We start from the raw sequence: 23,154 nt of genomic DNA, 5'->3' as shown, positions 1-23,154 counted from the left end.
GTGTCCGGGGGGTCGGTGTCCGGACGGGTGGCGGTGTCCGGGGGGTCGGTGTCCGGACGGGTGGCGGTGTCCGGGGGGTCGGTGTCCGGACGGGTGGCGGTGTCCGGGGGGTCGGTGTCCGGACGGGTGGCGGTGTCCGGGGGGTCGGTGTCCGGACGGGGGTCAGTGTCCGGGCGGGGGTCAGTGTCCGGGCGGGAGGGGGTGTCCGGCGCGACGCCGATGACCACCGTGTCCGCCGACGGGCTCGCGCCCTTCGGCGGGTCGGCGGCCGGGACGTCGCGCAGCGTCGGCGCGTCCGGGAGGACCCCCGTAGCGCGGACCTCCGGCAGCGTCGGGGCCTCGCCCAACGTGAGCGCCCTGGCGTCCGGGTGCGTCGCCGCCCCGGCGGGCGGCCCGGACCGGGAGAAGCGGGCGCGCAGGCGGCGCGGGAACGGCCCGTCCAGCCGCCGGCCGAGGCGCCGCAGCTCGCCGGGGAGGTGATGGAGGCGGCTCAGCGACTGCGCCGCCCCCGACCGGTAGCAGAGGAACACCAGCGGCAGCGCCGCCGCCAGGAACGTCATCCGGTGCTGCAACGCCTCGACCGGCCAGAACACGACCGCGATCGAGTAGGCCGAGAGCAGCCCGCCGACGACCCACACGCCGAGCCGTAAGGGGCCTGCGAGCTGCCGGGCCGGGCGTTCCTGTTCGCGGGCCTGTACGGGCCCGGCCTGTCGGTCGCTCGACTCGGTCAAAACAACTCCCTCTGACACGGCGTTGGGGGCAATGTACGAGCCCTTTACCGGCTGTGGGAAGAGTCGTGACGTTTATTTGATCTATTGCCCGGGTTGGAAGCGCGGCGCGCACATCGCCGCCAATTCGGCGATCGGCACCACCCCGGCCTGGCTGCCGTCGCGCAGCCGCACCGCCGCCCCGCCGCCGGCGGCCTCGCGCGGTCCCACGACGAGCTGGAAGGGAACCAGCCGGTTGGCCCTGATCCGGGCGCCGAGGGTGCCCCGCCCCGGCTCGACGAGCTCGGCCCGCATCCCCGCCGCCACGCAGCGCCGTACCACGTCGCCCGCGGCGGGCAGCTCGGCGTCGGACAGCGGCAGCACCACCGCCTGCACCGGCGCCATCCAGGCGGGGAACGCGCCGCCGTGCACCTCGATCAGGTGGGCCACCAGCCGCTCCAGCCCGCCCACCACGCTGCGGTGCACCATCACCGGCCGGTCGCCGCCCGCGTACTCCAGGTCGAAGCGCTCCGGCTGGAAGGAGTCGACCTGCACGGTCGACAGGGTCGACTCGCGCCCCGCCGGGTCCGCGATCTGAATGTCGATCTTGGGGCCGTAGAAGGCGCCCTCGCCGCGCTCCTCGTCGAAGGCGCGCCCGCGCCGGTGGAGCACCTCGCGCAGGATCGACTCCGAGCGGTCCCACATCTCCGGGTCGTCGACGAACTTGGCGCCCTCGCCGCGCAGCGACAGCCGGTAGCGGGCGGCCTCGATGCCGAGCTGGGCGTGCGCGGCCTCGATCAGGTCGAGCGCGGCCGACACCTCGCCGGCCGCCTGTTCGGGCCGGCAGAACACGTGCCCGTCATTGAGCTGGATGGCCCGTACCCTGGTCAGCCCGCCGAGCACGCCGGACAGCTCCGAGCGGTACATGCCGCCCAGCTCGGCGATCCGCAGCGGCAGGTCGCGGTGGGTGCGCGGGCGGGAGCGGTAGACGAGCGCGTGGTGCGGGCAGAGGCTGGGCCGCAGCACGAACTCCTCCCCGCCCACCCGCATCGGCGGGAACATGTCCTCGGCGTAGTGCGCCCAGTGCCCGGATCGCTCGTACAGCTCGCGCTTGCCCAGCACGGGCGAGTTGACGTGCTGGTAGCCGTTGCGGCGCTCCAGCTCGTACACGTAGTCCTCGACGGCCTTGCGGACGGCGGCGCCCGCGGGCAGCCAGAAGGGGAGCCCGGAGCCGATCAGCGGGTCGGTGTCGAAGAGGCCGAGCTCGCGCCCGAGTCTGCGGTGGTCGTTCATGATCGTCCTTCGCGTGGAAAGGGCGAACGACCGACTCTCCCGGGCATTCGCCCGGGAGCAGGAATCAGCGCGCCGGGACGGGGTCCGGCGTCGTCGTGACGAGAGCGCGCTGCATGGGTCCGACGATAGCAGCCTGACTCTCGCGTCCGCCCCCGGAAAATTCGGCAGTGGTATAAAGAACCGTGGCCGAGATCACCCTGAACGTCCGCCAGCTGCAGGCGTTCGCCGAGGTCGGCTACCAGGTGGCCGCGGGAGCCGGGGCCCACGGCGCGATGACCGCGCTGCGCGAGGTGGTGCCTGTCGACGCCTACGAGTTCGTCGCCTTCGACCCCGCCACCGGCCGCCACCAGAGCGTCGTGTCCGACGGGCACCGGCGCGTCGACGGCGACGCCGCCGAGGAATACACCGGGCTGGAGGCCTACCGCACGGCGATGGCCACCCGCCGGCCGGTCGTCATGCCGGAGCCGGGCACCGAGCTCTACTTCCGCCGCCATCTGGCGCCCTACGGGTGGCGGGCGGGGCTGACGGCGCCGCTGTTCCTGGCCGAGGGCCGCTACACGGGCCTGCTCCACCTGGCCGCCCGCGACGCGTTCCCCGCGCTGACCGGTCGGCTGGTGACGGCCGTGAGCCCGATGCTGGCGCACGTCACCGACCTCACCCGGTGCGTGATCGACCCGGTGGGGCTGCCGCCGGGGTTCCGCGCGGTCGCCTTCGACCGGGCAGGCATTCTGCGCGAGGTCCCCGGGCGGCCGGTCTCCGAGGCGCTGCGCGACGATCCGGCGATGCCCGCCTACGCGCGCGCGTTCATCGACTCGCGCGAGCTCGGCCGGCACGGCCTCTGGCTCGACCGGAGCGGGCAGTGGCACGAGACCCGGCTGCTGCGCGCCGGCGTCGGCTACCAGGGCTCGCTGCAGGGCGCGGTGGTGGCCGAGCGGCCCTGCTCCCTGCCGTACGACCTGACGGGGCGCGAGGTGGACGTGCTCACCCGGGTCGCGGCCGGCGACTCCAACCCGCAGATCGCCGCCGCGCTCGTGCTCAGCGTCCGCACCGTCACCACCCACCTTGAGCACATCTTCGCCAAGCTGGCCTGCGACAGCCGCACCCGGCTGACCACGAAGGCGCTGGCCGAGGGCCTGTGCCGGCTCGACGTCTAAACCGGCTCGTCTAGACCGGCTCGGCCGCCCAGCCGGCCGGCACCGTCACCAGCAGCAGCTCGAACCAGACCGTCGTCGTCCCGTCGCCCCGGGTGTAGCCCCAGCGGTTGCTGAGCGCCTCCAGCATCGGCAGCCCGCGCCCGCTCGTCGCCCGCGGGTCGGCGCCGCACACGCACGGCGGGCCGTCCGAGCCCGCGTCCTCGACGCACACCAGCACCGTCGCTCCCGTCGCGCGCAGCCGCACCGTGAACGAGCCGCCCCCGCCCGAGCGGGTGTGCAGCACCGCGTTCGTGGCCAGTTCGCTGATCAGCAGCGCGCAGTCGTCGTGCAGCGGGTGGTCGCGGCCGAGGGTGCCGGTGACCAGGCCCCTCGCCCTGGCGACCGCCGCCGGGTCCCCGGGGAAGCGCATCTCGAGGTCGTGCTCGGGCTGATGGACGTCCGGTCGTGTCACGCTGACCCCCCGTTTCGGCGACGTTGTTCGACGCGTGAACCCACCCCCGCGGATTATCGCGAAAAGGTAGGAATCGCCTTTCCGGCGATCGGCTGTCGGGGTGCCGCGCCGGACCTTGTACGCTGCGATCGACGAGTCGACTAGGAGGGGTGCCTGGGTGAGCAGCCTGGAGGCCGTCTGGGTGCAGCGGTACGACCACCCGGGGGCGGCGGTCGTGACCGGAGTTTTCGACATCCTGCACGTTGGCCACGTGCGCTATCTCGGAGAGGTGGCAGCCCGGGGGTTGCCCCTGGTCGTCGGCGTCGAGGACGATCCTCGCGTACGGGCGTGGAAGGGCCCGTCGCGGCCGTTCAACCCGGCGGTGGAGCGGGCCGAGGTGCTCGCCGCGCTGCGCGCGGTGACCGGCGTGTTCATCGTCACCGGGCCGCCGGAGGCGCACGCGCCTGAGCACTACATCGATCTGCTGGCGCCGATGCGGCCGGGCGCGCTCGCCCACACCGCCGGCGACCCGCACGCCGGGGGCCGGCGCGCCGCCGCGGCGCTGCTGGGGGCCGAGTGCTGGGAGATGGAGGCCATCCCCGACCGCTCCACCACCCGCATCGTCAACGCCGCGGGCAAGGGATAGCCCGGCCTCTCCCGTACGACGGCCGGGATGGGAAGACACCTGGCCCGGGGTCACCGGGGTGCGGAGCATGATCGCGTACCCTCCTGACATGATGTCCGATCGGCTCGCGCGCGGGGTCACCGACCTGCTCGCCCCGCAGGTCCTGGTGATCTCCATGCCGCCGGCCATCGGCCTGGTCGCCCAGGGCTGGACGGGGGCCGCGTGGGGGCTGGTGGCGTCGGTGCTGTGCGGGGGAGTGCCCGCTGCGGTGATCGCCGCCGGGGTGCGGTCGGGCCGCCTCGACTCCCACCACATCGTGGATCGGGCGAGCCGCCCGGGGCCGCTGCTGGCCGCCGTCGCGGGCGTGCTGGGCGCGCTGGTGCTGCTGGCCTGGCTGGGCGCGCCGCGGTTGCTGCTGGCCGCCGTGACCGCGATGCTCGCCGCGCTGGCCGTGACGATCCCGGTCACGTTCCGCTGGAAGATCTCCTTCCACGCCGCCGTGTGCGCGGGCACGGTCGTGGTGCTCGCGTACGTGCTGCCCGCCGTGCCGGTCCTGCTGGCCGGGGCGGCGGTGGTGGCTCTGGTCTGCTGGGCCAGGGTCCGGCTGGCGCACCACACCCCCGCCCAGGTGGCCGCGGGCACGGCCGTGGGCGCGCTCGTCACGTGGGCGACGCTGGCGGCGTTCGGGATGGAATAGCCCCGCGGGAGCCGGGGTTTGCGTGGGTATGGATGCCGTGAGCCGTGGCCGGGTCCGCGTCGAGCCCTCGGCCAAGCGTGTCAGGATCTTTCTCGGTGGACGTCCGGTCGCCGACACCACCCGCGCCCTGCTGGTGTGGGAGGTGCCCTACTACCCGGCCTACTACGTCCCGCTGGACGACGTCGAGGCCGAGCTCAAGCCGACGGGAGCGGTCGAGCGCTCGCCGAGCCGGGGCGACGGGGTCGTCCACACGGTGACGGCGGGCGGGAAGGAGGCGGCCGACGCCGCCGTCACGTACCCGGACTCGCCGCTGGAGGCGATCAGGGGTCATGTCCGCTTCACCTGGGACGCCATGGACGCCTGGTTCGAGGAGGACGAACAGGTGTACGTGCACGCCCGCAGCCCCTACACCCGCGTCGACATCCTCCCCAGTTCCCGCCACGTCCGGGTCGAGGTCGGAGGCGTGACGGTGGCCGACTCGCGGCACGCCCGCATCCTGTTCGAGACGGGCCTGCCGCCCCGCTACTACCTGCCGAAGACGGACGTCCGGCTGGACCTCCTGGAACACACCGGCACCGTGACGCACTGCCCCTACAAGGGCACCGCCGAATACTGGTCGGTCAACGGCGAGCAGGACCTGGCGTGGTCGTACCCGACCCCGCTGCCCGAGAGCGAGCGCGTCGCCGGCCTGATCGCCTTCTACGACGAGAAGGTCGACATCTACGTCGACGGCGAGCTTCAGGAACGCCCCAAGACCGTCTTCGGTTGACAGGCCGGGGCCGAGTCCATCACCCTTTCACTACTTCATTAGTGAAAGGGTGTTATGATCGAGTTCCAGCTCGACCGCGGGTCGGGCGTCGCCACGTACCTCCAGCTCGTCCACCAGGTCAAGCACGCGCTGCGGCTCGGCACGCTGCGCCCCGGTGACCAGTTGCCCACCGCGCGGGAGGTCGTCGAGAAGCTGGCGATCAACCCCAACACCGTGCTCAAGGCCTACCGGGAGCTGGAGCGTGAGGGGCTCGTGACGGGCCGGCCGGGGCTCGGCACGTTCGTGGAGCGCGGCTTCGGCGGGGCCGGGCTGGCCGAGCACACGCGGCTGCGGCGGGGGCTGGCCGCGTGGGTGCGTGAGGCCAGGGACGCCGGGCTGGACGAGGAGGACCTGCGGGCGCTGTTCGCCGCCGTCCTCTCCGACGCCTCCCGGGAGGGCGTGGCGTGAGCGCGCCGATCCTGGAGGTGACAGGGCTGGGCGTGCGGCGCCGGCGCGCGTGGGCGCTGCGCGACTGCTCGCTGTCCGTGCCCGCCGGGCGGGTCGCCGCGCTGGTCGGCCCCAACGGGGCCGGGAAGACCACGCTCATGCTCGCCGCCGTCGGCCTGCTCACGCCCGACCGGGGACACATCTCGGTACGGGGGACCGCCGCGTTCGTGGCCCAGGACAAGCCGCTGTACGAGTCGTTCACCGTCGGCGAGCTGCTGGAGTTCGGGCGGCGGACGAACACCCGCTGGGACGGCGAGGGCGCGCGGGCCCGGCTGGACGCGCTGGGCGTCCCCCTCGGCCGCAGGGCGGGCAGGCTGTCCGGCGGGCAGCAGGCGCAGGTCGCGATCACCCTCGCCCTGGCCAGGACGCCCGACCTCCTGGTCTTGGACGAGCCGCTGGCCAACCTCGACCCGCTGGCCCGGCACGACGTGATGCGCACCCTCATGGGCGAGGTGGCCGGGCGCGGCCTCACCGTGCTGCTGTCCTCGCACGTGATCGCCGACCTGGAGGACACCTGCGACTGGCTGGTCGTGCTCAACGGCGGCCGGCTCCAGGTCAGCGGCGACATCGACGACCTGCTCGCCGGCCATCTGCTGCTGTCCGGCCCGGCGGAGGCGGCCGAAGGGCTGGAGGCCGTCTCCGCGACCGGCACCGGCAGGCACGCCACCCTGCTGGTCCGCGGCGACCGCGCGCTCGACCCGCGCTGGAGCACCCGCCGCCCCAACCTGGACGAACTGGTCATGGGCTACCTGCGCAGCCCTCAGGCGGCGGCGCTGCCCGGCCCTGCGGGGGTGGCGCGATGATCTGGGTCACCTGGCGCCAGCACCGGGCGCAGCTCCTGACCACCGCCGGCTTCCTGGTCGTGCTCGGGCTGCTGCTGCTCGGCTCCGCGACCGAGGCCCGGAGCTATGTGTCCGGCTACTTCCCTGACGGCTGCCCCGCCGGTTTCGCCCACTGCGGGTCGGTCGAGGTGGCGGTGGGCCTGGGGGAGCGGTACGACGCCGTCTACACGCTGTTCGGCTGGATGCCGCTGGTGCTGCCCGCGCTGATCGGCGCGTTCTGGGGGGCGCCGCTGCTCGGCAGGGAGTACGAGCGCGGTACCCACCGGCTGGCCTGGACCCAGTCGGTGCCGGTGCGGCGGTGGCTGGCGGTCAAGCTCGGCGTGCTGGGCGGCGCGGTGGTGGCCGGCGGGCTGCTGCTGTCGCTCATGGTCAGCCTGTGGCGTCCGGTGTTCAGGGAGGGGATCGACTCCGGGTTCGGCAACATCGGGGTGTTCAACATGACGGGGGTGGCGCCGGCCGCGTGGTGGCTGTACGCGTTCGCGGCCGGAGTGTTCGCCGGGACGCTGTTCAGGCGCACGCTCCCGGCGATGGCGCTGGTCGTGGCCGGGGTCGCGGCCACCATGTTCACGCTGTTCGCGCTCAGCGACCACTACGCCCCGCCGGACCGGGCCGTGCTGTCGGGCACGGTCGTGCTCGACGACCCCGACGCCCGGCTGGTCGGCGCCACCTGGGTGGACCCGTCGGGGCGGGCGGTGGACGACCCCGCCGCCTGCGAACGGGGCCTCGACACCGGGCGGAGCAGCGCGAAAGCCGAGGCGTGGCAGGACTGCCTGTTCGCCGAGGGCTACGCCTACGCCGTCACCTACCACCCGCCGGAGCGGTTCTGGCGCTTCCAGTGGACGGAGGCGGGCATCCTGGTGGCCGCCTCCGCCCTGCTGTGCGCCCTCACCGCGCGCCGCGTGCTGCGCCGCCGGGGGTGAGACCGTCAGGTGAGCAGTCTGGCCAGCACCCTCGTGCCGAACTCCAGCCCCGCCACCGGCACCCGCTCGTCCTTGCCGTGGAACATGCCGAAGTAGTCGAGATCCGGCCGCAGCATGAGCGGCGCGAACCCGTACCCCTGGATCCCGAGCCCGGCGAACGACTTGGCGTCCGTGCCGCCGCTCATCACGTACGGCACCGGCCTGGCGAGCGGGTCCTCGGCCACCAGCGAGCCGGCCAGCTCGTCGAAGAACGACGACGGGTACGGCGCCGCCGGGGCGTCCTCCAGGTTGACGAACTCGCGGGTGATCTTCGGGCCGAGCAGCTCGTCGAGCGTCTCCAGGAACTCCTCCCGCAGCCCCGGCAGGTAGCGGCCGTCGACGTGCGCCTCGGCCGAGGAGGGCACCACGTTCACCTTGTAGCCGGCGGCCAGCATCGTCGGGTTGGCCGAGTTGCGGATCTGGGCCTTGAACAGCTCGCCCAGCGGGCCGAGCCGGGCCGCCTCGGCGTCCAGCCGGTCCAGGTCCACCGGCTGTCCGGTGATCGCCGACAGCTCGCGGATCAGCGCCGCGACCGGCGGCGTGAGCCGTACCGGCCACTGGTGTGCGGCCAGGCGCGACAGCGCGTGCGCCAGCGTGGCCACCGGGTTGTCGACCGGAGGCTTGGAGCCGTGACCGGCCACGCCGTGCGCGGTCAGCTTCATCCAGGCGGTGCCGCGCTCGCCCACCGCCACCGGGTAGACCCGGTGGCCGCCGGACGTGACGCTGAACCCGCCCGACTCGCTGATCGCCTCCGTCACCCCGTCGAACAGCTCACGGTGCTCGGTCACCGCGTGGCGGGAGCCGTAGTCGCCGGTCGCCTCCTCGTCCGCCAGGAACGCCAGCACCAGGTCGCGCTTCGGCCGTTGCCCGCGCGCCCGCATGCCGAGCACGGTGGACAGGGTCATCGCGCACGAGCCCTTCATGTCGACCGCGCCCCTGCCGTACACGCAGCCGTCGACGATCTCGCCGGAGAACGGGTGCATCCGCCACTCGGCCGGGTCGGCGGGCACCACGTCCAGGTGGCCGTGGATCAGGAGCGCGTCGGAGGAGTCGCCGGCCATCCTGGCCACCACGGTCGTGCGCCGGGGCGCGGACTCGAACACCTCAGGCTCCAGCCCGGCGTCGGCCAGCAGCGTGGCGACGTACTCGGCCGCCGGGCGCTCGCCGGAGCCCGGGTTGGTGGTGTCGAACCTGATCAGGTCCGAGCAGATCTCGGCGACGCTCTTCACTTCCCGCCCTCCAGCTTCAGCGGCGCGACCTCGGGCGTCTCGAACCCGAACAGCTGACCGTAGAAGGCCAGCTCGGCCTCCAGCGCCGCGACGATGGTCTCCTCCCTGCGCCAGCCGTGCTGCTCGCCGGGGAAGGTGAGCAGCGCCCACCGCTTGCCGTGCCGGTCCAGCTCGGCGACGAACCGCTCGGCCTGGCTCACGTCCACGATCGCGTCCTCCAGCCCGTGCAGCATCAGGCACGGGCCGGACGCCCGGTGCGCGTGCAGCAGCGGCGAACGGTCGGTGTAGCGCTGCCGCGTCTCCGGCAGCGGCCCGATCAGCCCGTCCAGATAGCGAGACTCGAAGTCGTGCGTCTCGGCCGCCCAGCTCTCCGGGTCGGTGATCGCGTACTGCGCGACGCCGCCCGCGAACACGTCGCTGTGCACCAGCGCCGCCACCGTCGTCCAGCCGCCGGCGCTGCCGCCCCTGATCGCGATCCTGGCCGCGTCGGCGCGGCCCAGCTCCACCAGCCCGCGCGCCACCTTCGCGCAGTCCTGCACGTCGACCACGCCCCACTGGTGGCGCAGCCGCTCCCGGTAGGCCCGCCCGTATCCGGCGGAGCCGCCGTAGTTGACCTCGGCCACGCCCAGCCCGCGGCTGGTGAAGTAGGCGATCTCCAGGTCGAGCATGACGGGGCTGCTGCCGGTCGGCCCGCCGTGCACGAAGATCACGTACGGGGCCGGGCCCTGGACGCCGAGCGGCGGGTACACGTGCGCGTGCACCCCCTCGATCGTCATCGATTCCGGCTCGGGCAGCAGCGCGCGGTCCGGCAGCGGCCGGGGGGCCGACACGGTCTCCAGCCCGCCGCCGTCGAGGTCGGCCAGCACCACCTCCAGGGGCGAGAACGGGGTCGCGGGCACCGCCGCGGCCTTCCCGCCCGCCGCCGAGACGGTCGAGGCCCAGTGGGTGGCCTCGCCGCCGATCTCCCGCAGCTCGCCGGTGGCCGGGTCGAGCACGCCCAGCCGCCGCCGGTCGGCCGTGCCGTACACCAGCACCAGGCGGTCGCCGGCGAGCGCCAGCCAGGTCATGCCCGGCTTCCACGGCGCGTTGCCGAACTCCAGCTCCATCGGCGTGAGGTTACGGCCGCGGACGCCGTCGCGGCCGATCTCGTGCACGTTCCACCAGCCGGTCGGGTCGGTGACCGCGTACAGCGTGTCGTCGTCGCGCCACTCGGCCTGCACGACCGACTCCTCCCGGCCGCCCGCCACCACCGTGTACGGGCCCGCGACGCCGTCGTCGCCGAGCGGGGCGACGCACAGCTCGGTGCCGTCCCACGGCATGTCCGGGTGGTCCCAGCCGATCCAGGCGACGTGGCCGCCGCCGGGGGAGAGACGCGGGTTCATCAGGAAGTGCTGCGCCTTCGCGACCACCCGCACCTCGCCGCCGGAAAGGAGGCCGGAAAGAGGGATCGCCACCAGGTCGCGCACGTCGTCGGTCTCCCGCACCGCCCACACCTCGGCCCGGCCCGGCGGCAGGTAGAGGTCCCCGTAGCGGGCCGGGCCCTCCGGCGTCAGCGGCACCGGGTCGCCGCCGTCGACGCGGTAGACCCGCTGGTCGGCCCAGTTCGTGAACACCAGGCCGCCGCCGGGCAACGGCCGCCACGAGCGGCCCCCGTACTCGACCAGCCGGTTGCGCGCGTTCCAGCCGCCGGGCAGCGCGTCCGCGCGCCCGCCGCCGGGCAGCCCGCGCACCACGCACCGCCTGCCGCCCTCGTGCGGGCGCGGCTCGTCCCACCACACCTCCACGCCCGCGGGCGTGGCGACGGCCTCGACCCACTGGGGGCCGCCGTCGGTGCGGGCCACATCAATCGCTTCAATACTCATGTCTCACCAATTGCCATCGGACTCGGGCAGGGACATCTCGGGTGGGTGCAGGACGTACGTGATGCCGCCGCTGCCGGAACTCCTGAGCCACACGCGCTCGAACGCCGCCCGCGGATACACCCGCCGCACCCGGCCGTCGGGCACGGCCGGGTCGTTGACCCGCACGTCGCCGCCGGCCGTGAAGCCGGTCACGACCATGAGGTTGCCGCTCGTGGAGTAGCCGGACCCGGGCAGCTCGCGCTCCTTGAAGGACAGCGACACCACCACCGGGATCCCGGCGCGGGCGAACCGCTCCAGCTCGGCCGCCGACCTCAGCCGGGTCACGAACCCGCGCAGGCCGTACGAGCCCGCGTACGCCACGTTGAACGGCCAGTTGCCGGTGCCCAGGTAGCTGCGGTCGTAGGTGCCGCGCGCGGCGTGGTCGACGGCCGGGTGGGGGCAGCCGCCGCCGACCCATCCCAGATCGTCGGGCCCGCGGCCCCAGTAGGCCAGCACCATGGACGTCGCGGCGGGGCCGCACCAGTTGGCGCCGCCGCCGTCGTACTCCGGGTGGTGGCCCGCGTGCGCGTGCTGCCAAAACGCCGGCACGTCAAGCTCCACCGGCTCGCGGCCGGACGGCGGCGAGCCGGACGGGTGCGGCGGCAGCGCCGACGCCATCACCGCGAGCCCGTCGACCCGCGCGCCCGCCCCGCACGCCCGCACCCGGACCCGGTAGGCGGTGACGGGCCGCCGGGCCACGAACGTGTCGACCGCCACGTCGCCGTCGTCGTCGCCCTGGCCGGCCACCGACGTGCGCGGCTCGCCGTGCTCGGACCAGCGGCCCATCACGTACCACTTGGTGCGGCGGCCCTCGGCGGTGACCGCCTGCAGCTCGACCTCGATCCAGGAGCCCGGCGGGGTGCGCGCGGTCCACGACGGCACCAGCTGCGTCGCGGGGAAGCCGATCCGCTGGTCGTCACCGGTCCAGCCGTCCCCGGTGTCCGGGAGCACGGGGGGCACGGCGAAGCGGGTGAGGGCGACGCGGGGCCGGTCGACAGTGAGCACCAGCCCCATTGTGGGGTCGCGCCGCAGGTCACGCATCGGATGTTTTACGTACTGGCCTGATTGTCGGTCGTGATCACTATCGTCCGGCCCATGACTCAAGCAGTGCAGGCGTACTCCTACGCCGGGGCTTCCACGCTCGCCGACGGCAGGCTCGGCCTGTCGACCTCCGGCGGCACGGCGCTGTCCGGGCCCCACACGCACCCGAGGTTCTTCAGCGGCCTGCTCACCCAGGCCGCCCCGGCCGCGGCCGGGCTGCTGGCGGTGGCCGACGTGGCGCTGGCCCGCTACCACCAGCCGCGCCCCGGCTGGACCCGCGACCCGGTGGTGACCTGCGACGGCGACCGGCTCAGGTTCGAGTCGTTCTCCGCCTGCGGCGGCGTCTACGCCCGGCTCGACGTGACCGCCCTCGACGGCGAGGTGCTCGACCGCGGCACCACCAACGTCGACGTCAACGGCCCGCTGCGCGAGTCGCTGCGCCGGGTCGGCGGCCGTGACCCGCTCCACCTGGGCGTTGGCCCCGACGAGCTGACCGTCACCACGCTCGACGGCGCCGTGGTGGAGAAGAAGGTGCCGCTGCCGACCCGGTGGCTGCGCGGTTTCGCCGAGGTGCAGGTGATCGCGGCCGGGTTCGACCTGCGGGCCGAGCTGAACGGGCCGCAGGCGGTGCGCTTCCTGCGCTCGCTGCCGCGCCGCGCGCGCGGCGCCGTCTGGGCCGCGCCCGCCGGACGCGACCTGCGCCTGGCCGCCGGCCCCGGCCGCGGCGCCGTCTGCCTGTCGGGCACCGGGCGGATCGTCACGCTCATGCCGCTGCTCAGGTTCGCTAAGGCGCTGCGCGTGTACGGCCCCGCGGGCGACGCCGAGCACCAGGCGAGCGCGTGGGAGCTGGAGCTGCCCGGGATGCGCTACACGCTGGCGGTCTCACCGCAGCCGTGGCGCGGCTTCTCCGGCGAGGGCCAGGTGCTGGAGGACCTGGCCACCGACGAGGCCGCCGGCGACGCCGACCTGATCGGCATGCTGCTCAACTTCGAGCCCGCCGTGGAGATCGGGCTGCTCGCCGACCGCTCCGGCCTCCCGCCCGCGCGGGTGCGCGCCGCGCTCACCCAGCTCGGCACCGCCGGCCGCGTCGGGTACGACCTGCACGACGCGTCCCACTTCCACCGCGAGCTCCCGTACGACCGCGACCAGGTCGCGGAGCTCAACCCGCGGCTCACCGCGGCCCGCGCCCTGGTGGAGTCGGGCGCGGTGCGGCTGGAGGGCGACCACGCGGAGGTCACCACGCCGGGCGGCGTCCGCCGGGTCGCGGTCGGGCCGGGTTCGTGCACCTGCGAGTGGTGGTTCGACCACCGCGGCTCCCGCGGCCCGTGCAAGCACGTGCTCGCCGCCAGGATCGCCGCCCGCGCCACCGTGGAGGCCCCCGTCTGACACGGGCCCGGGTTCAGGCGTCCGTGTCGCCGTGTCGTAGGGCCGGCCGGGCTACAGGTAGAGGCCGGTGTTGTCGTCGGACGCGGCCGGGGTGAAGGTGCGGCCGGTGCGGAGCGCGTACAGCTCGGCGAGGGTCGCGCCCGACGGGCCGATGCCGTCGGAGGAGCCCAGCCAGGCGACCGCCTCCTCGCGCGACAGCGGGCCGACCTCCAGCTGCGCCAGGCAGCGGCCGGGACGCACGACGGCGGGATGCAGGCGGGTCAGGTCCTCGTTCGTGGTGATCGCCACCAGCACGTCGCGGCCCTGGCCGAGCAGGCCGTCGGTCAGGTTGAGCAGCCGCGACAGGCCCTGGCCCGCCTGCGACTTGGCCGACGCGCTGATCAGCTCGTCACAGTCTTCGAGCACGAGCAGCCGCCAGCGCTGCTTCTCGTCCTCGTCGTTGTCGTAGCCGACGGCCACCTCCATCAGGTAGCCGGGGTCGTCGAACAGCCGCTCGGGGTCGAGCACGCAGTCGACCTGACACCAGTCGTGCCACTGCTTGGCCAGCGTGCGCAGCAGCGTCGTCTTGCCGGTGCCCGGCGGGCCGTGCAGCAGGAGGAGGCGGCCGTTCACGTCGCCGGGGGTGATCGTCATCAGGTCGGCCAGGCCGCCGCGCACCCGCTCGGCGTAGTTGCCGCTGATCTGGTCCCACGGCTGGGCGGTGATCGGCTTCTCCGACCGGTTGCCGCCGTGGGAGCCGCGCCACCAGAAGCCCATCTCCACGTGGTCGGTCTCCGGCGCGGCCTCCTCGGCGCCGGCGACGCTCTCCTTGAGCACGGTGCGGGCCAGGTCCTCGCTGATCGCGCTCACGCTCAGGGTGGCCGAGCGGTTGCGGTGCCTGATCACCCGCAGGGTCCAGCCCTCGCCGCAGATCAGCCGCGACTCCATGCCGTCCTCGACCATGGCGGTGCGCACCACGCGGCCCTCGGCGGGGCGCAGCGGCGCGTCGGCGCGGACCCGCTCCAGGCTGGCGACCCGCGACCACGGCTGCAGGCCCGTCGCGAACGGCGACAGGGCCAGCGCGTCGATCACGTCGACGGCCGAGTCGGAGTCGTCGAGCCAGATGTTCATGGGAAGCTCGGCGTCTTCCGGGCTGGGGAACGGCACCTCCCTGATGACAGACATGGGGTCTATGATCACATCCTCGGGTGTGCGTGTCGAAAACTTTAACCTGCTCGCTTCAGCTCACCGTCACTTTTTCCGCCCATCGGCATGGTCAGCCGGTAATCCGCCTCGTTGTCGTCGGTGCGCTCCAGCGTCACCCGCATGCCGCCGGCGCTGTCGTACACCGCGCACAGACCGCCCAGCCCGCCGAGCCGGAACGACAGCTTCTTCTCCGACACCTCCGTCACCTGGAGTGTGCCGGTCTCGCAGCCCGCGTCCTCGCCGGGGGCGTGCCAGGTGCCGGTGCTCTCACCCTCCTTGAGGGTGATGGCGACGGGTTCGTCCTCGAACTTCCTGTCCAGCATCTCGCTGTCGGCGGTGCCCTCCCACGTGCCGGCGAACGCGGCCGGGATCCGCAGGTCGCCCCGGCCGCTCTGAGCCGGTGAGCGGGTGGGCTCCTGACGCACGGGCTCCTCGGCCTGGGTGGACTCTCCGGCTCGGGTCGGCTCCCCGGCCGGGGTCGGCTCCCCGCTCGGGGACGGCGGGACCGTCGTGGAGACGGTGTTCTGAGTGGGAAGGGCGGCGGAGTCCCTCGCGCCGAAGTACGTCCACAGCAGCGCCGCGCCGCCGGCCGCCAGCGCCACCACCACGGCCAGCGCGCCGACCAGCACCGCCCTGGAGCGCCCGCGCCCCGGCCCGGTGGTGAGAGCGGGGGCCCCCGGCCCTGTCCGATCCACCCTCCGCCCTTCGCCAGCACCCGTCCCGGTGGGGCCGTCGACCGGGCCGGGGGAGCCGGGGTTGACCAGCTGGACCATCAGGGAGGGGGCGGTGGGGCGCAGGGCCGGGTCCTTGGCGAGGGCCGAGGCGATGGGGCCGCGCAGTCGCGGGGGGAGCGGTCGCAGGTCCGGTTCGGTGTGCAGGACGCGGTGGAGCACGGCGGGGACCGTGTCGGCGCCGAACGGGCTCACCCCGGTCGCCGCGAACAGCACCGTCGCCGCCCACGCGAACACGTCCGAGGCCGGGGACGCCGGGGCGCCGCCGATCTGCTCGGGCGACAGGTAGGCGGGGGTGCCGATCAGCCCCGACGTCATGGTCGCCGCCCCCTCGGCCCTGGCGATGCCGAAGTCGACCACCCGCGGCCCGTCCGGCCCCAGCAGCACGTTGGCCGGTTTGAGGTCGCGGTGCACGATGCCGGCCGCGTGGATCGCCGCCAGGGCCGTGGCCGTGCCGATCGCCACCCGCTCCAGGTCTCCGCCCGCCAGCGGCCCCCGGTCGCGCACCCGCTCGAACAGCGAGGGGCCGTCGATGAACTCGCTGATCACGTACGGGCGTGGCCCGTCGGTCGAGGCGGCCAGCACCCGCGCCGTGCAGAACGAGGCGATGCCCTCCAGGGCCGCCAGCTCGCGCGCCAGCCGCGCCCGCGTCTCGCGGTCGCCCGTGCTCAGCAGCTTGATCGCGACCGGCTCGCCGGCCTCGGAATGCGCCAGGTAGACGACGCCCTGCCCGCCCTCGCCGAGCCGCCCGGCCAGCCGGTAGCCGCCGAGCTCGGCCGGATCGCCGGGCGTCAGGGGAGTCGCCATGGTTCGTTACGTTACAGGTCGCCCCGGTTCGCCGGTATGGTGATCGATCTCTCCGGGCGGGGGCGTCGGGGTGATCGCCGGGCGCTGATCCGTACCTGGAAGCTGCGCTAGCGTTCGGCGGGTGAGGACCATCGACTGGGTGGACGGCGCCGTCGAGCTCGTCGACCAGACCCGGCTGCCCGACGAGTGCGTGACCCTGCGCGTCGAGACCGTGGACGAGCTGGTCGGCGCGATCCGCAGGCTCTCCGTGCGGGGCGCGCCCGCGCTCGGCGTGGCGGGGGCGCTCGGCGTGGTGCTGGCCCGCGGCGACCAGGACGCCGTCGCCCGGCTGCGCGCGGCCCGGCCCACCGCCGTCAACCTCGCCTGGGGCGTCGACCGGGCCGCCGCCCGCATCCCGGAGGGGCCCGAGGCGGTGCTGGAGACGGCGCTGCGCATCAGGGACGACGACATCGCGGCCTGCCACGCCATGGGCGAGCGGGGCGCCGAGCTGCTCGAAGGCGACCGGCTGCGCATCATGACCGTGTGCAACACCGGCGGCCTGGCCTGCGTCGAGCGGGGCACTGCGCTCGGCGTCGCGCAGACCCTGCACGAGCGCGGCAGGCTCGCCGAGGTCCTCGCCCTGGAGACCCGCCCCCTGCTGCAGGGCGCCCGGCTCACCGCCTGGGAGCTGGCCAGGATGGGCGCGCCGCACCGCCTCGTCACCGACGGCGCCGGACCGTACCTGCTGGCCAGGGGAGGCGTCGACGCGGTGCTGATCGGCGCCGACCGGATCGCCGCCAACGGCGACACCGCCAACAAGATCGGTTCGTACGCGCTCGCGCTCGGCGCGGAGCGGGCCGGGGTGCCGTTCATCGTCGTCGCCCCCGAGAGCACGATCGACCCGGCCACCCCGTCGGGCGAGCACATCGAGATCGAGGACCGCGGAGCTGACGAGATCGTGGCCTTCCGCGGCACGCGCGTGGCTCCCGAAGGCACGGACGCGCTCAATCCCGCCTTCGATGTGACACCACATGACCTGATCACGGCGATCGTGACGGAAGAGCGGGTCATCCGGCCATAGGTAAAATCAACCGAATATCCTCACCTGAATGAGGGAGGACGTTACGCTGAGTGTTCAAGGTGACGTCTTCCGGGAGTAAGTCATGGCTATTGACTTGATCAGCAGGAAAGCGTGGGGTGCCCGATCGCCGCGCGGGAGCCATACCCGGCTCGACTCGACCAAGGGCGTGAAGGTCCACTACACCGGCGGGCGGGTCGACCCTCGCATCGTCGACGAGCACGACCGTTGCACGGCGCTGGTCCGCTCGATCCAGAACTCGCACATGGACGGCAACGGGTGGATCGACATCGGCTACTCGTTCGTGGCATGTCCGCACAAAAAGGTCTTCGAAGGACGGGGGCTCAACCGGTTGCCCGCCGCCAACGGCTCCGGGCTCAACCGGGGCCACTACGCGGTGCTCGGGTTGGTGGGCAACGCGGGGCTGTTGGAACCGCCTGACGGGATGTTGCACGCGATTCTGGACGCCATTGACCATACCCGGCAGAACGGGCGGGCTGGCGATGAGATCAAGGGGCACCGCGACGGGTACGCCACCGACTGCCCGGGCGGGCCGCTGTACGCGTGGGTCCGCCGGGGCGCGCCCCGGCCCGACGGCGGGGGCAACGGCGCCCCTGAGCCGCCGGGCGTGCCGCCGTTCCCCGGCCGGCTGCTCAAGTACCCGCCGGTGACGCGCGGCGACGACGTGCGCACGTGGCAGGCCAAGATGGCCGAGCGCGAGTGGGAGATCGACGTGGACGGCGCGTACGGGCCCCAGTCGCGCGACGTGTGCCGCCGCTTCCAGCGCCAGCAGAAGATCGACGACGACGGCGTAGTGGGCCCCGTCACATGGCGGCGCACGTGGGAGGCACCTCAGGGGTAGGACTGGGGCCGACCCCCGGTTACCTCGTAAATCAGCCTATGCGTACTATCCGACCATGGATCTGGCTGCGGGGTTTCCTTCCACCTCGCGCGACGACTGGCGGGCGTTGGCCATAGCGGTGCTGCGCAAGTCCGGCGTCGACGCGGAGACGCCCGAAGAGGCGCTGTCCCACTCCACCTATGACGGGCTGGCTGTCGCACCGCTGTACGACGCCGCCGACCTGCCCGCGTCCGCGCCGTTCGAGCGCGGCTCGCGACCTGCCGGCGGCTGGGACGTCAGGCAGCGGCACGCGCTGCCCGACCCCGAGGCGGTGATGGCCGACCTGGAGAACGGGGTGACCTCGCTCTGGCTAGTCGTCGGCGACGGCGCGATCCCGGTGGCCGAGCTGCCCCGGGTGCTGAAGGGCGTCTTCCTCGACCTCGCGCCGGTCGTCCTGGAAGCGGGCGAGCTGACGGCCGAGGCCGCCGAGGCCCTGCTCACCCTGGCCGGTGACACCCCGCTCCAGGGCAACCTGGGCGCCTCGCCGCTGAGCCCTGAGGCCGCGGAGCTGGCGGCCCGGTGCGCCGCCGGGCATCCCGGGCTGCGGGCCGTCACGGTCGACGCCACCCCCTACCACGACGCGGGCGGCGGCGACGCCGAGGAGCTCGGCTGCTCGCTCGCGCTCGCCGTGGCCGGCCTGCGCGCGCTCACCGCCGCCGGGCTCACCGTCCAGCAGGCGTGCGACCAGCTCGAGTTCCGGTACGCCGCCACCGACGACCAGTTCGCCACCATCGCCAAGCTGCGGGCGGCCAGGCGGCTGTGGGACCGGGTCACCGAGGTGACCGGGGCCTCCGGGCCGCAGCGCCAGCACGCGGTGACCAGCTCGGCCATGATGACCGGCCGCGACCCCTGGGTGAACATGCTGCGCGTCACCGTCGCCTGCTTCGCAGCCGGGGTCGGCGGCGCCGACGCGGTGACCGTGCAGCCGTTCGACGCGGTGGTCCGGCCGCCGGACGCGTTCTCCCGCCGGATCGCCCGCAACACGCAGTCGCTGCTGCTGGAGGAGGCCGGCGTCGGGCGCGTGGTCGACCCGTCGGGCGGTTCCTGGTACGTCGAGCGCCGCACCGAGGAGCTCGCCGGGCAGGCCTGGGCCTGGTTCCAGGAGATCGAGGCGGCCGGCGGCATCGAGGCCGCCGCCGAGCTGGTCGCCGGCCGCGTCGCCGCCACCCGGGAGCGCCGCGCCGCCGACCTCGCGCACCGCCGCCTCCCGCTCACCGGCGTGAGCGAGTTCCCCGATCTGGAGGAGAAGCCTCTCAACGGAGCCTCCTCCTCTGGACCGTTCCTGGCGTCCCACTCGCCCGCCGCCCTCGCCGCCGGGCTGCCGAAGATCCGGTACGCGCAGGAGTTCGAGGAGCTGCGTGACCTGGCCGACGCGCAGGCCGAGCGGCCCAAGGTGTTCCTGGCCACGATCGGGCCGGTCGCCGTGCACACGCCGCGGGCCGCGTTCGCCGCCAACCTCTTCCGGGCCGGCGGGCTCGACACCGAGACCGCGGGCCCCGGCGCCGACCCCGAGCAGATCGCCACCGCCTTCGCCGTCAGCGGCGCCACCGTCGCCTGCCTGTGCTCCAGCGACAAGCTCTACGGCCAGCACGCCGAGGCGGTCGCCGCCGCGTTGAGACGGGCCGGCGCGCGCACGGTCTGGCTGGCGGGGAAGGGTGACTATGACGGCGTCGACGGCTACGTCCACGCCGGCTGCGACGCGCTCGGCGTCCTGCGCACGACCTTCCGCGACCTGGAGGTGACCCGATGATCCCCGACTTCTCGACCGTCCCGCTCACGGCCCGCTCGTCCGGGGGCGACGGCCCGGGGCCCGACGCCCCCGCCTGGGAGACGCCGGAAGGGATCGCGGTCAAGCCGCTCTACACCGGCCGCGACCTCGACGGGCTCGACTTCCTGGGCACCTACCCGGGGGCCGCGCCCTACCTGCGCGGGCCGTACCCGACCATGTACGTCAACCAGCCGTGGACCATCCGCCAGTACGCGGGCTTCTCCACCGCCGCCGACTCCAACGCCTTCTACCGCCGCAACCTGGCAGCCGGGCAGAAGGGCCTGTCGGTGGCCTTCGACCTGGCCACCCACCGGGGCTACGACTCCGACCACCCGCGCGTGGCCGGCGACGTCGGCATGGCGGGGGTGGCGATCGACTCGATCTACGACATGCGCCAGCTCTTCGACGGCATCCCGCTGGACCGCATGTCGGTGTCCATGACCATGAACGGGGCCGTGCTGCCCATCCTGGCGCTCTACATCGTGGCGGCCGAGGAGCAGGGGGTGACGCCGGAGCAGCTGGCCGGCACCATCCAGAACGACATCCTCAAGGAGTTCATGGTACGGAACACGTACATCTATCCGCCTGCGCCGTCGATGCGGATAATTTCGGATATTTTCGCGTACACCAGCGAAAAGATGCCGAAATTCAACTCCATCAGCATTTCCGGCTACCACATCCAGGAAGCCGGGGCCACCTGCGACCTGGAGCTCGCCTACACCCTGGCCGACGGGGTCGAGTACCTGCGGGCCGGGATCGCCGCCGGGATGGACGTCGACCGGTTCGCGCCGCGGCTGTCGTTCTTCTGGTGCATCGGCATGAACTTCTTCATGGAGGTCGCCAAGCTGCGGGCCGCCCGGCTGCTCTGGGCCAAGCTGGTCGACGGGTTCGGCGCGAAGAACCCCAAGTCGCTGAGCCTGCGCACGCACTCGCAGACGTCGGGCTGGTCGCTGACCGCGCAGGACGTGTTCAACAACGTCGCGCGCACCTGCGTCGAGGCCATGGCCGCCACCCAGGGCCACACCCAGTCGCTGCACACCAACGCGCTGGACGAGGCGCTCGCGCTGCCCACCGACTTCTCCGCCAGAATCGCCCGCAACACCCAGATCCTGCTCCAGCAGGAGTCGGGCACCACGCAGGTGATCGACCCGTGGGGCGGCTCCTACTACGTCGAGCGGCTCACCCACGACCTGGCCGAGCGCGCCTGGGAGCACATCCAGGAGGTGGAGGCGGCGGGCGGCATGGCCAAGGCCATCGAGGCGGGGCTGCCCAAGCTCCGCATCGAGGAGGCCGCGGCCCGCACCCAGGCCCGCATCGACTCCGGCCGCCAGCCCGTCATCGGCGTCAACAAGTACCGGCCGGACGCCGACGAGCCCATCGAGGTGCTCAAGGTCGACAACAGCGCGGTCCGCGCCCAGCAGCTGGAGAAGCTGCGCGCGCTGCGGGCCGAGCGGGACGAGGCCGCGGTCGGCCGGGCGCTCGACGCGCTCACCCACGCCGCCGCCAACCCCGGCCCCGACGCCAACCTGCTCAAGCTGTCGGTGGACGCCGCCCGAGCGAAGGCCACCGTGGGCGAGATCTCCTCCGCGCTGGAGAAGGTGTTCGGCCGGCACGCCGAGCAGGTCCGTACCATCTCAGGTGTGTACCGCGACGAGGCGGGCCCGGCCGCCGACATCGAGCGCGCCCGCGAGGCGTGCGCCGAGTTCGAGCGCGCCGAGGGCCGCAGGCCGCGCATCCTGGTCGCCAAGATGGGCCAGGACGGCCACGACCGCGGCCAGAAGGTGATCGCCACCGCCTTCGCCGACCTGGGCTTCGACGTCGACGTCGGCCCGCTGTTCCAGACGCCGGAGGAGGTGGCCAGGCAGGCGGTCGAGGCCGACGTGCACGTCGTCGGCGTCTCCACGCTCGCCGCCGGGCACCTCACCCTGGTGCCCGCGCTGAAGAAGGCGCTCGCCGACCTCGGCGCCGAGGACGTCATGATCGTGGCGGGCGGGGTCATCCCGCCGGGAGACTTCGACGAGCTGCGCGCCGCCGGAGCCGCCGCGATCTTCCCACCGGGCACCGTGATCGCCACCGCCGCCCTGGAGCTGCTGGAGGATCTGCGCGGGCGGGCGTAGCGCTCCCGCGTGACACCGCCCCGGCATCCGAGGTGCCGGGGCGGTGTCATTGCGGCGTGGGCGAAGATGTCAGGCTGTAGCCGGATCTGCGAGGAAGGGGCGTGGCGTGCGCTCGCTGGAGGACTACGTTCGGGGCGTCAAGGCGGGGGCGCGGGCCTGGGTCGCCCGTGCCATCACGCTCGTGGAGTCCACCAGGCCCGACCACCGGGCGATGGCCCAGGAGCTGCTGGTCGAGCTGACCCCGCTCACCGGGAAGGCGCGGCGGGTGGGCATCTCGGGAGTGCCCGGGGTGGGCAAGTCGACGTTCATCGACGGGTTCGGCACCATGCTCACCGGGGAGGGCCACCAGGTCGCGGTGCTGGCCGTCGACCCGTCCTCCACCAGGACCGGCGGCAGCATCCTCGGCGACAAGACCCGGATGTCGAGGCTGGCCGTCGACCCGGCCGCGTTCATCAGACCCTCGCCCACGTCAGGCACCCTCGGCGGCGTGGCCAAGGCCACCAGGGAGGCGATCGTCGTGGTGGAGGCGGCCGGGTTCGACGTGGTGCTGGTCGAGACCGTCGGCGTCGGCCAGTCGGAGACCGCGGTCGCGGACATGGTCGACACGTTCCTGCTGCTCACGCTCGCCCGTACCGGAGACCAGCTGCAGGGCATCAAGAAGGGCGTGCTGGAGCTGGCGGACGTGATCGCGGTGAACAAGGCCGACGGCGAGCACGCGCTCGCGGCGCGCAAGGCCGCGCGCGAGCTGGCCGGGGCGCTGCGCATGCTGCGCTCCGACAGCGCGCCGCCGCCCGTGCTCACCTGCAGCGGCCTGACCGGCGACGGGCTGGAGGAGCTGTGGCGCCAGGTCCTGGCCCATCAGGAGGGCCTGGACCTGGCGGACAAGCGCCGCCGCCAGCAGGTGCGGTGGACCTGGACGATGGTGCACGACCGGCTGCTGGCCGAGCTGCGCGACGACCCGCGGGTGTCGGAGATCCGCGACGGGATCGAGCGCGAGGTGCTCGCCGGCACCCTGACCCCGTCGCTCGCCGCCGACCGCCTGCTGGCCGCCTTCAAGCGCTCCTGAGGA

General features: G+C 73.7%; 21 protein-coding genes. 13 read left to right on the top strand and 8 right to left on the bottom strand.

The genetic code is table 11. The annotated features are described in order from the left end of the window. Positions 1–731 (bottom strand): hypothetical protein (locus ABD999_RS40195; RefSeq protein WP_345483175.1); only part of this gene is annotated, 731 nt, incomplete at its 3' end. 81 nt (positions 732–812) lie between these two features. Further along, on the bottom strand, positions 813–2,132 hold the full coding sequence (thrS, locus tag ABD999_RS40190; RefSeq protein ID WP_271279268.1) for a threonine--tRNA ligase: 1,320 nt from the start codon (positions 2,130–2,132) through the stop codon (positions 813–815). A gap of 50 nt (positions 2,133–2,182) precedes the next feature. On the opposite strand from thrS, the gene ABD999_RS40185 reads away from it, so the two are divergent. Next, positions 2,183–3,154 carry a helix-turn-helix transcriptional regulator gene (locus ABD999_RS40185; RefSeq protein WP_271279259.1) on the top strand — a complete coding sequence of 324 codons (972 nt, stop codon included), beginning with the start codon at positions 2,183–2,185 and terminating at the stop codon, positions 3,152–3,154. Between the two features lie 10 nt (positions 3,155–3,164). On the opposite strand, the gene ABD999_RS40180 is transcribed toward ABD999_RS40185, so the two are convergent. Continuing rightward, positions 3,165–3,605, bottom strand: a complete 441-nt coding sequence (locus tag ABD999_RS40180; protein ID WP_261808648.1) for an ATP-binding protein — start codon at positions 3,603–3,605, stop codon at positions 3,165–3,167. A 157-nt stretch (positions 3,606–3,762) separates the two neighbouring features. Between ABD999_RS40180 and ABD999_RS40175 the strand changes: the two genes are divergently transcribed. The 6 genes from ABD999_RS40175 (at position 3,763) to ABD999_RS40150 (ending at position 7,923) form a co-directional block, all read left to right on the top strand. Beyond that, positions 3,763–4,230, top strand: coding sequence for an adenylyltransferase/cytidyltransferase family protein (locus ABD999_RS40175; RefSeq protein ID WP_148032533.1), 468 nt, complete (start codon positions 3,763–3,765; stop codon positions 4,228–4,230). Between the two features lie 88 nt (positions 4,231–4,318). Further along, positions 4,319–4,906: a phosphatase PAP2 family protein gene (locus ABD999_RS40170; RefSeq protein ID WP_271279258.1), complete on the top strand. Its 588-nt coding sequence runs from the start codon at positions 4,319–4,321 to the stop codon at positions 4,904–4,906. A 28-nt stretch (positions 4,907–4,934) separates the two neighbouring features. Beyond that, complete coding sequence (locus tag ABD999_RS40165; RefSeq protein WP_271279257.1) at positions 4,935–5,675, top strand: DUF427 domain-containing protein; 741 nt, start codon at positions 4,935–4,937, stop codon at positions 5,673–5,675. A 54-nt stretch (positions 5,676–5,729) separates the two neighbouring features. Further along, positions 5,730–6,122, top strand: a complete 393-nt coding sequence (locus ABD999_RS40160; protein WP_148032530.1) for a GntR family transcriptional regulator — start codon at positions 5,730–5,732, stop codon at positions 6,120–6,122. After that, positions 6,119–6,964, top strand: a complete 846-nt coding sequence (locus ABD999_RS40155) for an ABC transporter ATP-binding protein (protein WP_271279256.1) — start codon at positions 6,119–6,121, stop codon at positions 6,962–6,964. Before ABD999_RS40160 ends, ABD999_RS40155 begins: the two co-directional genes overlap by 4 nt. After that, the gene (locus ABD999_RS40150; protein WP_271279255.1) at positions 6,961–7,923 is read left to right on the top strand and encodes an ABC transporter permease; all 963 of its coding nucleotides are present in this window, start codon (positions 6,961–6,963) and stop codon (positions 7,921–7,923) included. The genes ABD999_RS40155 and ABD999_RS40150 overlap by 4 nt, the downstream gene beginning before the upstream one ends. A gap of 5 nt (positions 7,924–7,928) precedes the next feature. Here the strand turns inward: ABD999_RS40150 and ABD999_RS40145 are convergent, their stop codons facing one another. From ABD999_RS40145 to ABD999_RS40135, 3 genes are read right to left on the bottom strand one after another with little or no spacing between them, the layout of a single operon-like run. Then, on the bottom strand, positions 7,929–9,191 hold the full coding sequence (locus ABD999_RS40145; RefSeq protein WP_148032528.1) for a M20/M25/M40 family metallo-hydrolase: 1,263 nt from the start codon (positions 9,189–9,191) through the stop codon (positions 7,929–7,931). Next, positions 9,188–11,053: a S9 family peptidase gene (locus ABD999_RS40140; protein WP_345483173.1), complete on the bottom strand. Its 1,866-nt coding sequence runs from the start codon at positions 11,051–11,053 to the stop codon at positions 9,188–9,190. The genes ABD999_RS40145 and ABD999_RS40140 overlap by 4 nt, the downstream gene beginning before the upstream one ends. Before the next feature lie 3 nt (positions 11,054–11,056). Then, complete coding sequence (locus ABD999_RS40135) at positions 11,057–12,106, bottom strand: peptidase C39 family protein (protein WP_271276492.1); 1,050 nt, start codon at positions 12,104–12,106, stop codon at positions 11,057–11,059. A gap of 81 nt (positions 12,107–12,187) precedes the next feature. Between ABD999_RS40135 and ABD999_RS40130 the strand changes: the two genes are divergently transcribed. Beyond that, the gene (locus ABD999_RS40130) at positions 12,188–13,519 is read left to right on the top strand and encodes an SWIM zinc finger family protein (RefSeq protein WP_148032527.1); all 1,332 of its coding nucleotides are present in this window, start codon (positions 12,188–12,190) and stop codon (positions 13,517–13,519) included. Positions 13,520–13,570: 51 nt separating this feature from the next. Here the strand turns inward: ABD999_RS40130 and ABD999_RS40125 are convergent, their stop codons facing one another. Then, positions 13,571–14,683, bottom strand: coding sequence for a DUF5925 domain-containing protein (locus ABD999_RS40125; protein ID WP_148032526.1), 1,113 nt, complete (start codon positions 14,681–14,683; stop codon positions 13,571–13,573). Positions 14,684–14,724: 41 nt separating this feature from the next. Beyond that, on the bottom strand, positions 14,725–16,242 hold the full coding sequence (locus ABD999_RS40120; protein WP_271276491.1) for a serine/threonine-protein kinase: 1,518 nt from the start codon (positions 16,240–16,242) through the stop codon (positions 14,725–14,727). A 121-nt stretch (positions 16,243–16,363) separates the two neighbouring features. Between ABD999_RS40120 and mtnA the strand changes: the two genes are divergently transcribed. From mtnA to meaB, 5 genes are all read left to right on the top strand, one after another. Next, complete coding sequence (gene mtnA / locus ABD999_RS40115) at positions 16,364–17,302, top strand: S-methyl-5-thioribose-1-phosphate isomerase (protein WP_148032524.1); 939 nt, start codon at positions 16,364–16,366, stop codon at positions 17,300–17,302. Positions 17,303–17,384: 82 nt separating this feature from the next. Further along, on the top strand, positions 17,385–18,161 hold the full coding sequence (locus tag ABD999_RS40110) for a peptidoglycan recognition protein family protein (RefSeq protein ID WP_271276490.1): 777 nt from the start codon (positions 17,385–17,387) through the stop codon (positions 18,159–18,161). A 55-nt stretch (positions 18,162–18,216) separates the two neighbouring features. After that, positions 18,217–19,950 carry a methylmalonyl-CoA mutase family protein gene (locus ABD999_RS40105; protein WP_271276489.1) on the top strand — a complete coding sequence of 578 codons (1,734 nt, stop codon included), beginning with the start codon at positions 18,217–18,219 and terminating at the stop codon, positions 19,948–19,950. Beyond that, positions 19,947–22,085, top strand: a complete 2,139-nt coding sequence (scpA, locus tag ABD999_RS40100) for a methylmalonyl-CoA mutase (protein WP_148032521.1) — start codon at positions 19,947–19,949, stop codon at positions 22,083–22,085. Before ABD999_RS40105 ends, scpA begins: the two co-directional genes overlap by 4 nt. Positions 22,086–22,191: 106 nt before the next feature. Next, entirely contained in the window at positions 22,192–23,151 is a 960-nt protein-coding gene (gene meaB, locus ABD999_RS40095) for a methylmalonyl Co-A mutase-associated GTPase MeaB (protein WP_148032520.1), read from the top strand. Positions 23,152–23,154: the final 3 nt, after the last annotated feature.

Origin of the sequence: Nonomuraea ferruginea, assembly GCF_039540635.1 — a bacterium.
Lineage (GTDB): Bacteria > Actinomycetota > Actinomycetes > Streptosporangiales > Streptosporangiaceae > Nonomuraea > Nonomuraea ferruginea.
This window is presented reverse-complemented; position numbering and strand designations above follow the sequence as displayed.